The 10,799-nt window shown below is 37.2% G+C and carries 6 protein-coding genes; 5 read left to right on the top strand and 1 reads right to left on the bottom strand.

Features of this window, described 5'->3' with window-relative positions; genetic code table 11:
• The 5 genes from B0E43_RS22640 to B0E43_RS22620 form a co-directional block, all read left to right on the top strand.
• The coding region (locus B0E43_RS22640; protein ID WP_217349200.1) for a hypothetical protein at positions 1-947 on the top strand (947 nt) is incomplete at its 5' end.
• Positions 934-2,283, top strand: coding sequence for a glycosyltransferase family 4 protein (locus B0E43_RS22635; RefSeq protein WP_139352857.1), 1,350 nt, complete (start codon positions 934-936; stop codon positions 2,281-2,283). The genes B0E43_RS22640 and B0E43_RS22635, both read left to right, overlap by 14 nt.
• Positions 2,284-2,307: 24 nt before the next feature.
• Positions 2,308-3,465 carry a glycosyltransferase family 4 protein gene (locus tag B0E43_RS22630; protein ID WP_077353693.1) on the top strand — a complete coding sequence of 386 codons (1,158 nt, stop codon included), beginning with the start codon at positions 2,308-2,310 and terminating at the stop codon, positions 3,463-3,465.
• 9 nt (positions 3,466-3,474) lie between these two features.
• Positions 3,475-4,524, top strand: coding sequence for a glycosyltransferase (locus B0E43_RS22625; protein ID WP_077353692.1), 1,050 nt, complete (start codon positions 3,475-3,477; stop codon positions 4,522-4,524).
• A 3-nt stretch (positions 4,525-4,527) separates the two neighbouring features.
• On the top strand, positions 4,528-5,688 hold the full coding sequence (locus B0E43_RS22620) for a glycosyltransferase family 1 protein (protein WP_077353691.1): 1,161 nt from the start codon (positions 4,528-4,530) through the stop codon (positions 5,686-5,688).
• A gap of 154 nt (positions 5,689-5,842) precedes the next feature.
• On the opposite strand, the gene B0E43_RS22615 is transcribed toward B0E43_RS22620, so the two are convergent.
• On the bottom strand, positions 5,843-10,159 hold the full coding sequence (locus tag B0E43_RS22615) for an Ig-like domain-containing protein (protein ID WP_077353690.1): 4,317 nt from the start codon (positions 10,157-10,159) through the stop codon (positions 5,843-5,845).
• Positions 10,160-10,799 lie beyond the last annotated feature (640 nt).

Genomic DNA, 10,799 nt, shown 5'->3' with positions numbered 1-10,799 from the left:
CTTTGGCTCCACTTGCCATCCTATTACCTGTAACTTTGATCAATATTAAAAAACTTTTTGACGCATCTTTTATATTGTTTTTTTTCTATATAGTTTTTTCAATTATACTGTTGTCGGATTTGTTAAATCCCGATATGCTTGATTCATTTTCAAGAGAAGCATTGGAAGTTTCTGTTAAATTTCTTGCCTTTCCTGTCGGTTTTATATTGTTGAATTTTGATCTCCAATCGAACCAGCGAAAACTATTTGCACTTGCAATTTTTGCATTGTCTATAGTCTTGTCAATTATAAGAGCTAGACGTGGAATTCTGTTAATGGAAGTAATAGTAGCGGTATTTGCTTTTACATTTTATTTTTTCCGATCATCCAAAAAGATAGGCTGGGTTTTAGCTTTGATTTATTTAGTTATACTTGGTTACCAGTTTTATTCCTTAGATTACTCGCTTTCAAATATTCAATTTCTGGGGAATATTTTGGAAAAAGGACTTGAAAATACAAGGACTTATGTTGAAGACTGCTTTTACTCAAGTATGTCCACTTTAGATTGGATTATTGGTAAAGGATATAATCAAGGATATCTTTGTCCAGGGATTGATGAGTCTTTATTTGGTACTTCTATTAGGAAAGTAATAGAAACTGATTACTTACAATTGATTTTGACGGGCGGATTAGTTAATCTAATTCTTTTATTGTCAATAATCCTACCTGCGGTTTATCTAGGATTTTTCCAATCCTCTAACATGTTCAGTAAAAAAGCTGCAACATGGATAATGATTTGGCTTTTCTTTTTGTATCCTTCAAATGGTTATACAGTTTCAATTTTCCATATTAGTGTTTGGATTATGGTTGCGCTTTGTTACAATAAAGAATTTAGAGAAATATCTGATAAAACAATTTTTAATTATTTCACCAAAGACATTAAATTAACTACAAGTGGCAAAGCCTAGGGTTTTAATTTTCGGTCAGTCGTTTAATTCTAATACTGGAGGCGGAATTACTTTGTCCAACCTTTTCCATGATTGGCCTAAAGATGATTTAGCTGTAATAGTAACGAGTCATGCTATAGACAATATTAATGCATCGTATTGTGATCAGTATTATTTTATTGGAAGCAAAGAGAATAGTTGGAAGTTTCCTTTTAGAATATTTCAACGAAAAATGCCGTCTGGTCAACTGGACATTAGTAAATATGTGAAAGGCGGGGAGGTGCAAAGTAAACCAAACTTAAGGACTAGGTTTATTAACAATGTTTTTTATCCAATTTTAAATTGGACTGGGCTATTTCATGTATTGTCGGAAATAACACTGACAGAAGATCTAAAAAATTGGATTAAAAGCTTCAATCCTGAAGTTGTCTATATTCAGGTTTCCACGAGGGATTCTCTGATGTTTGGTATTGCACTGACTCAATTTCTTGGGCTCCCTGTGGTTTTGCACCAAATGGATGATTGGTTAAATTCAATAAGTTATGGAGGACTGGCAAGTGGTTTTTGGAAGAAAAAGATAAACAGAGAGTTTCAAGAACTGGTTGATTTATCGACCCTCTGCCTGAGTATTTCTGATCAAATGGGAAAGGAATATGAAAGAAGGTTTGGTAAAGGTTTCAAAACTTTTCACAATCCCGTTGACCTTAGTTTTTGGAATTCCGGTGAAGAGAAAATAAAGTTAAATCCCAATCCCAATGGCATTTCAGTATTGTATGCTGGAAGAACAGGATTTGGAATCGGAACTTCTTTAAAAACTTTTGCCCAAGCAGTTGAGGAGATCCGGATTGAAGAAAATCTCCCCATTGAATTTTATATTCAAACTATAGAACCGCTTTCGTGGATTTCGGAGTTTAAAGGAACACATTATCGAGGTTTGGTTCCTTATTCCAAGCTTCCTCAACTGTTCCGAGGGTCAGATTTTTTACTTTTGCCCTGTGATTTTTCTCCAAAATCAGTTGAATTTCTGAGGTATTCGATGCCAACCAAAGCTCCTGAGTATATGATTTCCAGTGCAGTAATTATTTTGATGGCTCCAAAAGAAACCGCTGTCCATCAGTATGGTCATTCTGAAAACTGGGCATTTACCATTGGAAAAGATGATGTGGATTTTGTGAAAAAGGAACTTTTAAGACTTTTTCAAAACAAAGAACTTCAGAAACAGATTTCCGAAAGGGCCATTTATTTGGCAAAAAAGAACCATGATAGTATCTCAATAAGAGAAAATTTTGCTAATGAATTCTTAGAGATCCTTTCTCGAAAAGGTCTAACCAATGACAACCTTGCGGTATTTTCTTGATACAAAACACGGTTTTTGAATGTTATGCATATTTTAGTTTTAGGAGTACCTCTGTATGAAGGGATGGCGGGTTCAGTACGGGTCCGAAATCTTCTTGACCCTCTCATCAAATGCAATAGAATTGTTTGGAGCAACCTGTTTTTCACCAAATTAGCTGGTAATATTTCCTTAGAACCGAATGAAAACCATCAAGAAGTAGATTTGGTATTGTCGAGTCCTGGATCGATTTACAGGTTTCTTAGAGATTCCTTCCGATTTATTCGGCAGAAAAAAGTATCAGGATCGCTGAATGTTCTTTATGCCTATGACACTCCCGATCTAAAGACCATTTTGCCAATTTTGTATGCCAAGTTCCAAGGGTACAAAGTCATCCTAGATATTGTAGAAGATAACAGTGTAGCCTTGAGCTTTGATGGAATTATGAATCGGGTTCGTATCAAAAGTGGACAGTATCTACTCGAAATGGCACCCCATTTTGCTGATATGGTGATTGTAATTTCCACTCATTTAAAAAGTAAACTTTCTGGTATTTTTAAAGACCTTTCCAAGGTCTTATATATTCCGGTGACAGTCGATTTGGAAAAAATAAAATATACACCTACCAATAGATCTAAAGCAGAGAGAGTGTTTTATGGTGGATCTTTTGGAAAGAAAGATGGCTTGGATGTGCTGATAAATGCTTTTTCCAGACTTTCTGAGGAGTTTCCCCAAGCAGAACTAATTTTGACCGGTAAAGGAGAAAATCGAAATGATTTTGATGAGATTTTAGGATTAATTCAGTCGAAAGAGGCGGCTTCAAAAATAAAATACTTGGGTTTTTTGAGCTCTGAAGAGTATTTGAAAGTGCTTAGTGGGTGTGACGTTTTTTGCGTGACCAGAAACAATTCCAAAGCAGCAAATACCGGTTTCCCAAGTAAACTGAGCGAGTTTTTAGCAGCTGGAAAAGCTGTGATTGCATCTTCTGTAGGTGACGTTGGCACCATCCTCAAACATCAAGAAAATGCTTTTTTAGTTCCCCCGGAAGATGAACAGGCGATGTACCAATCCTTGAAAGAGATTTTCTTGGACAATTCATTGATAGCGAAATTAGGCACAGCAGGTAGAAAAACTGCAGTAGACAATTTCGACAACCAAAAATTCAGTAACCTGCTTTTTGAGCGGCTCAAACTATTGGAGAATTAACTATTAGTAATGGAAAAGAAATTGAAAGCTGCAGTTTTATTGACTAACTCCTATTTGACATCTTATGGAGGGATTGGCCCTTTTGTAAGGAATCTGGATATAGATCTCGGCCATTACTTCGATCTGCAATACTATTTCTTGCCAGAAAAATTCGAAAAATTCAATAAGATCCCACACCGGCTTCTCTATGTGTTTTTCCTTTTGAAAAATTTCGCGAAGTTAAAACAAAATGATTTGATAATTTCTCACAGTCCAGAAGGATCATATATTGCAACTTTTACCTCCAGGCCCCTGGTCCATATTTTTCATGGTAACACCAATCCTATGGAAATTTCCAGGTTTAAATTTGGGAAGAACCTTAGATGGTTTTTTGAATACATAGACAAATTGATCTATTCTAAAGCATTTTTGCTCTATTCTGTTGGAGAATTGCGGCCTGGAGCCAAAAAATTTGTCAACCCAATTTCTCATGAAGTTCAAATAAAAAGCCCATCAGACCGGGAGGGTTTTATTTTTGCCGGAAGGCTTGAAAAAGCGAAATGTATTTCTAAACTCATCCAAGTTTATAATTGCCTTCCGGAAAAGATTAAAGTAAAGCATAAGCTCTACATTGCAGGATCAGGATCTGAACTTTCCAATCTAACTGAATTAGTAAAATCTCTTTCTTTGAACGATCAGGTGGTATTCCTTGGAAATATGGACAACCGGACTTTGATAGAAATTACCTCAAAAAGGAAATTGCTTCTGATGGCTTCTGCGTTTGAAGGATTTCCAATGGCTATAGCTGAGGCACTTTCGGTGGGGGTGCCGGTTGTGAGCACAGCAGTAGGGGATATACCCCGATTTGTGAAAGATGGATTTAGCGGTTTGCTTTATCCTGTTGAATTTTCACCGAAAGAGTACGCAAAAGGCATTGAATCTATTTTGGATGGCTATTCCACTTTTTCTGAAAACGCCTTAGTGGCAAGTCGTCCATTTGATGCAAAAGAAATCACCCGAAACTTTGCAGAGGAAATTCTGGTGGGGTTGAAATCAAACAGTTTGGCAATTGTGTCCTGATTTATGGGAAAGGTTTGTTTAGATGTAACCAATATCTCGCCAGGAAAGGGTGGGGCAGGAGGTGGAATTGCAACTTATGCCAGAAATCTTCTTTTGGGTTTGGATGAAATATTGAAAAAATCTGAATATTCAGATTTGGAATTCCTAGCCATTGGACATTCTGGTTTTTTAGGCGATTTGAAACTTAGCCGAATTCAAAAAGTGCTCAAGGATGTAAACAACCAATCCTTATTTGCCAGGAATTTTTGGCTTCATTTTTCCCTTCCACAATTTCTAAGGAAAAACAAAATCAGTGTTCTTCATCGGGTAATACCTGAATTGCCTTTTTTCAAGGCATCAAAGTATGTGATGACTTTACACGATTTCATGTTTGATTTTTATCTGGAAAATCCAGAGTTAAAAAAGTATCTAGGCACCTTCAATCACCTGAAATTTTTATTTCTCAGATTTCTGATGCGTTCCGGTGTGTCAAATCACGATTACATTTTGGTTCCTTCGACGGCCATATCCCTCGAGGCAAGCAATAGATTTCCCAATAAAAAGCTGGCTATTAAAGTAACCAAGCTTGCTACCAATACAGGGGGGGAGGTAGGTGAGATTTCGGACAAGGGAGATTTGGAAATTTCAATAGGATATGTCGCTGGATTTTACCCTCATAAAGGTCACAAAGTCGCCATCAAATTGATGAAGAATCTTCAGCAATCGGAGAGGGGTAAAAATGTGAAACTGTATTTGAGGGGAAGCAAGGTTTATCAAAATTATTACAAAGAAGTAGTAGACTTGATCGAAAGGGAAGGATTGAGCGACAAAGTCTTCATGGAAGGATTCGATCCAAAAATTTCTATCCAAGAAATCTATGGAAAATATACAGCCACACTTTTACTATCCAGATATGAGGGATTTGGACTTCCTGTCTTAGAATCCCAGTCATTTTCCAAACCGGTAATATGCTCAGACATTCAAGTCTTCAGAGAAAACTTGAATACTTCTGCCATTTATTTGAGTAGCAATCCAACGAAAGAAGAAATAGAGGAGCTACTGAATAAGTTGTATGACAGGGAGTTTTTGGATCAATTGGTGGAAAAAGGAAATGAAAATACTTCCCAATATTCCTGGGCTAAAACATGTCAGGAAACCTTAGAGGTATATTTGAAACTCCTTTAAGGGTTTAGAATTAATTCAATTGCTTTGTTTGGATGAGATTTGTAAAAAATAGGACAACCCAATTTACGCCTTTAACTTGAGTCAGTCTATATTAAAAAGAAGGGCCGGAATCTCCGGCCCTTCTTTGGATTTTTCAATTAATCGGTGAGTTCGATTAGTTTTTAATGAGCTTGTGAGATTGGAAAATTTTGTTTCCAAAATTCAATTTGACAACATAGATTCCAGGTTTTAGGAAATTAAGATCTAGAATAATTGTTTCCTGGTTTGTGTTGAAGTCAGATTTGAAGAGTTCAATACCTCGAAGATCCAAAACTGACACTTTTCCTTCCATGTTCTCAGGATAATCCTCAAAGAAAATATTTAAATCGGATGTGGTTGGGTTTGGTCCCATTTTAATACCATAGCTGCTCGAATCTTTATTCTCCTCTAAGCCAAGTTTATTTCGGGTTTCATTTTCTACTGTCGAATTTGAATCAATCACTTTAAACCTTACTGGAGCAGAATCAATTACAGTTCCTTTTGAATCTGTAATTCTTGCAGAAACAAAATATTCTCCAGCCTCTATCTTTGTCCAGCTATATTCGTTTTTATCGTTGGTAACAGAAACGAGTGGCTGATACCAGTTGAAAAATTCGACTTTACTTACTTTTTCAGAAGTATTAGCCTTAAGGACAACAGTAGATTTTCCCAACTCAAATATCTGGTTGTCAAAGGGCTGAGATATAACAACATTAGCAGGTGCTGAGGTTGAATCAAGATTAGTTAATTGTTTATATGTCGGGGTTGAACTTGCCGCAACGACATTGAAATTAACCGAGTTTGAGGTTGATTTGATTCCATTAATGTCTGTAATGACTGCATGTACCTTGTAACTACCTACTTCTATTTTTGTCCAGGCAAACTCAAAAGGAGATGATGAAACAGTAACTAAAGGAAATCCCCAGTTAAAAAACTCGATATTTTTTATTGCAGTTGAACTTGATACATCCGCTTTAAGCTTCACCACTTGCTGACCCAAAGTGAAGGTCTGATTATTGGAGGGTTGGCTAAGATTTACACCCAAACTTACTGAAGGTGTTGTCGCGGCCTTTACTGAAAACTTGATCGGAGTGGTAGTATACACGTTTCCGTTATTGTCGGTGACTTTCGCATAAATGCTGTACGAATCAACTTCAATCGATGCCCAGTTAAACTCAAAACTGCCAGATGTCAAGGTTACAAGAGGATATCCCCAATTGAAGAATTCTACTTTCTTGACAGTAAGCCCAGAGGATAATGCATTGGTTTTAAGGATAATAGGCTGGCTTCCTTTTTCAATTGTTGAATTATTAATAGGAGATACCATTTGAGCACTGTAAGTAGGTAGAGCTGTGTTTTGGTCCTTGACAATAAAACTAACTGCACTGGAAGTCGCACTTACATTTTCCTGGTCAATCACTTTTGCAGAAACTGTGTAATTTCCGTTTTGGATGGTAGTCCAATTGTAGGAAAATGGAGCAGTAGTGACAGTAGCCAGGAGATTGGTTCCATTGTAGAACTCCACTTGCTTGATTTTTCCTTCCGGATCCTGGGCATTTGCCACCAATTGAACCGGGTTAACTCCCTTGATGAATACCTGTCCAGCAGTAGGACTGGAAAGTGAAACGGTTGGGGCCTGATTCGTTGCTGGATCTTTCACCGTGAAATTGACCGAAGAAGATGTTGCACTCAGGTCACCTTGATCAATCACTTTAGCAGAGACGGAATAATTTCCGTTTTGTATGGTAGTCCAGTTGTAGGAATATGGTGCTGCAGTGACTTTAGCCAAGAGAGTTGTTCCATTGTAGAACTCTACCTGTTTGATTTTACCTTCCGGATCCTGGGCATTTGCGACCAATTCTACAGGATTAACACCTTTTATGAATATCTGACCAGCAGTTGGTTTGGAAAGGGAAATCGTCGGTGACTGATTTGGAACTGGTGTAGTTGTTTCAGAAACTTTTGCTAAAAGCACAGAACCATAACTAGGGATAGTTATCGAACCATTGAATGTTTCATTCTTGGCATTCACATAGGTTCCATCTAAGGATTTTTGAACCGCAGTGCCTGTCGCATTGTAGTCAAAATAAACCAGGGTTTCTTTATCAATTTCTTCCGTAGTGACTTTGCTGATTTTAATATTATCCAAAAACATTTCAGTAAGTGCAGGAGGGAATCGGAGCACTATGCTTTCATTACTTTTTGCAGTAAGAGAACTTAGTATAATTTGGTGGTTTTTGGCGGCTGAAGTGGTGGATGCAATTCCGTTACTGGACCCTTTATCGATATTGAAAGTACCCTCAAGAAACAATTCTACCGGAATGTTGGCAGGTGTTCCTTTCATGTCAAATTCTACTAAGATTTTTTGTCCAGTCTGAATAGCTCCTATCTGAATGTAAGCGGTGGCGTTATTGGTAGAATTTGAAGCTAGTTTTAAAGTTCCACCCGAAATTCCAGATGAGACTAATTGCGAACTTGCTCCATAAACCCCCGCAATAATAGAAGTATTGCTGCTGAAGTCACTCTGTTTGATCAGTGTGGAAGATGTAATTTTATAGGTAGGAATATTAAGGTCAGGCTTAAGAGAATTTGAATCATACCCATAATTTGAAGCCCAGTTACTTAAATTTCTGCTAACTCCAACTGCCCCGTCGCTTGAGCCTTTGGTATGTATAAAAAAGTCATTTTTAAATGGATCGAGGAAATAATTGGAGTTAAATGACCCAACTGAACCAATGTCATTCAATGCAGAATAAACTGAATAGATTTGATTTGTTTTTTCAACTGAAGAAAATTGATTTCTTGTCACAGTAACATTTCTGATCGGATCGCCCATGAAATCATGAGTAAACTGTACCTGACTTTTTGACTTAAAGAATAGGTTGTCACTAATTTCGATGTTGTTGGCGTTGTGCAGATAAATACTTTTACCGGTTACAAAAGCGATGGTGTTTTTGGAAACCTTCACTCCGGAGCTGTTATCGTCCAGGTAAATTCCTTCCGCCATATCCACTTCCTCAGTTGTTCCAAGCTTAGTACCTTTTCCATTGATCACAATGTTTCCAGTAATTTCTCTTCCGACATTATTTCTGTCTCGAAACCCGTCTGAGTTGGTATAGATCCCTCCTCCGTCTTGCTTGTATAGGCAAAAATTATTGATGAAGTTGTTAATTACTTTGGTATAGCTTCCCCCAAAGTGGATTCCGTTGAATCCCGAATTGATCAGGTTGTTTTTTTCAATCAAACTTCCATCACTATCACTTGCCAAAAAAATTCCGATACCAGCCAGGTCGCTGTTCTTGGCCATACCTTGAAAGGGAAAAGAATTCGTGATGGTATTCCCACGGATAATTGCTCCTGGAGCGCCGTAAGAAATATAAATGCCTGAATTCAGAGCATAATTAATTTGGTTGTTTTGAATCAAAAATCCTGTGATATCAAATGCTGAAACGGCATTTTCACCGGCATATTCCAACAAACTGTTTTCGATTTTTAAGTTTTGACTTCTGGAAACATTCAGGAGATGGCTATTTGATCCTTTGAAATGAAGATTGGAGAAAGAAAGGTTGGTAGTGTACTGAGTGTTAGTAACTAGATTATCCAAAGTCGCAACGGATACATTCACCGTAGTCATATTGTATCCAGACAGGTTGACTGTCAGTTTTTTGGTCGCGGGATCATAACTCCATTCACCAGGCATGTCAAGAAGGGAAGCATGATTTTGAAGAAAGTACCCATAGTTTTTTAAGGGGGAATAATGGCTTTCATTCGCTTTGAATGAAATGGAAGTTCCGCTAATGTTGGAAATAGCATGACGGTCAATGATCCAGTTGTTTTTCCGGATAACCACATCACCACTTGTTCCACTGTAAGGATTGCTAGAAAGGGTGCTGAAGCTAGTGCTGGAATTGACATTTGCAATTCGGAGATAGCCTCCGTCTGGAGCATTTGTATTGGGAAACCTTCCTACTTCTTTAATTTGGTCGTTGATGGTTACCACTTGAACTCTGCTTAAGTTGAAAGCGCTCAAATCAGCCTCGTATTTTCCACTGCCTATTGAAACCAAATTGCTAACCTTAACCATAGAGGTAATCACAGGTTTATTACCAGTCCCATAGGAAGTAAATAGGATAGGAGCACCTACAGAGCCGGACTTTGTGATTTTTATGGTTCCATAAAACTGATCTCCCGCTTTGAATAAAATTCTATCTCCACCTTTGAAAATACTGGAAACCGAATTCAATTTGTCTATAGATTTCCATGGAGTAGTCGAATTCTGGGCCTCAGATGCACTTCTACTGTCATTTCCTGAGCTTGAAGAAATGTAATAATCTGTAGCAAATCCGAATTGGGCAAAATAAAGAATGGAGAAAAGGGTCAGCACTAAATCGCGTTTTTTCATGCTGAGGTCGGGCCACAACAATCTATCTTTGCGTTGAGTAGATTTTTCCATGGTTATTAATTGTTTAGGGTGATAATTAAATACTAAGAATTAGAGAGTGTGCCTATAATTTTTCCCACCTATGTAGTTAACCTAATTAGGCATATGACATATTTTACCTACCACTAAGAGACTTATTTAGTGAATAGCCTTGGTGAGGAAGACTTAGGAATTCTGTTGGATAACTCTGTTTGAGCTATCCGACTTTATTTCCTTCAGAATTGGGTGTGATTCTAGCTTGGACAAATCCCGAGTAGGTAACCCAAGAGTGACCAGATTGGCATCATTGAATTGGATGGGTAATTTTTCCTTTGATGCGTTTACAATTAAGTCTGATAGGTGATTTGTTTAGTTTGATTTTTTTTTGGGGTGAAAATAAAGGGTGATACACTGGTCCGATGTTGTAATTTGACTTCGGAAACACTCTGTTTTAAGAATTGATTTTTGGGATAAATATTCACGTAGAGTTAAGATTTTTTAGGAATAGGGTTTTAAATTTTCAACTATTGAATACTATTTGCTTCGAATTTTTGTGCCAACAATTGTTTATTTTTATCGCATGTCCTTTTTTGTATTTCACACTAAGTTAAATTTATCTTATGTTTTTGACTCAATTTCTATTCAATTATAGTTGAATCTGTTGGAATAATAC

It is taken from the genome of Algoriphagus sp. A40 (assembly GCF_002002735.1).
GTDB lineage: Bacteria > Bacteroidota > Bacteroidia > Cytophagales > Cyclobacteriaceae > Algoriphagus.
This window is presented reverse-complemented; position numbering and strand designations above follow the sequence as displayed.